The sequence below is a fragment of the Streptococcus cristatus genome, assembly GCF_003943505.1.
Taxonomy (GTDB): domain Bacteria; phylum Bacillota; class Bacilli; order Lactobacillales; family Streptococcaceae; genus Streptococcus; species Streptococcus cristatus_E.
Window position 1 is genome coordinate 1 of sequence record NZ_RJPS01000030.1, and the last position, 1,128, is coordinate 1,128.

The following is a 1,128-nucleotide window of genomic DNA, read 5'->3' on the forward strand; positions in this document are numbered from 1 at the left end:
CCCTCTGCTTTTAAAACATAGCCATTTTCATAGTCGAAAGTAATGTTGCCACTTGTCCCAGAAATTTTCATTCTATTTCCTTCTTTTCTCAAATATCATTATTCCTTTTCAAGAATCAAGTTCCTAATACTTAATCCGATCTCATTATAAGGAGAGAAATCTCAATCAAATTAGTACTTATACTTTCTCCTATTATACCACACCATAGATATCTTATGACCTTTGTCAACATTTGGTCAAAAAAAAACACTGAATCTTCAGTGTTCGTTTTGTTTCTTTACGCTTCTTGAACGCACGATTGCAGGAATATAAATATCAGCCCTAAAGCCCTATTCTAAGGGCTTTTCTATCTAACTTGGTCAATATTTGGTCAAAAATTTCACTTACTTTTTTCCAACTCACTCCGGCAATTCTACCTTCAAGCTCATATCTGTATTTTGCAATGTCTTCTGAGCAGCAGCTAGAAAGGCCAATCCATTATCAGATGGAGAATATTGGAAAGTAATATGAATGACTTTTTTATCAAACTTATCACCGTATCGTTCTACATACTGCTTGCTTTCGAGGAAGTGAATATAATTGTTCATTTTTTCTTGCAGAATTTCCAAATGGACTGCTTCTATCTCTTCCTCCCAGCCAACTGGATCCACCAGAAGAAGCTCTAAATGACTATCAACTNTACCAATTGCGTCAAGTTCGCTAGNTTTCAATTTTGAAGCGATGGCTTGGGTGACAATTTGAGTAAACTCTTCAGAAGAAAATATTTTTTGATTATCAGACAAATCATTAAAAATTAGATCAGGATTATTTCGTATAAAAATTTTGTCTGACTCTTCTTGTGTATACTGTTTTTTAGATTTCCAAAAACCATACTGCGCATAATTCATCAACTCTTTGCCAGTATGTTCTCCCGACATATAACTGTCAGCAACTTCTTTGGGGATTTCTCTAATCACTTCTGGGCAGGTAATATTNAAAGTTGGATAACGCAAGAAATACTTATCCCCATCTTGACANATTTCCAACATGTCTTTTTGACTTACATAAATTGTTTTCATTCATATCCTCCGTCAATTCAAGCTAGTTGAAAAATAAAAGTCTGAGACAAAAAGCCCCAGACCCGTTATC

The 1,128-nt window shown here is 34.6% G+C and carries 1 protein-coding gene; it reads right to left on the bottom strand.

Going from position 1 to position 1,128, the window contains the following annotated elements; genetic code table 11:
• Window positions 1-398 precede the first annotated feature (398 nt).
• Window positions 399-1,058, bottom strand: a complete 660-nt coding sequence (locus D8792_RS10715) for a DUF6572 domain-containing protein (RefSeq protein WP_125374001.1) — start codon at window positions 1,056-1,058, stop codon at window positions 399-401.
• Window positions 1,059-1,128: the final 70 nt, after the last annotated feature.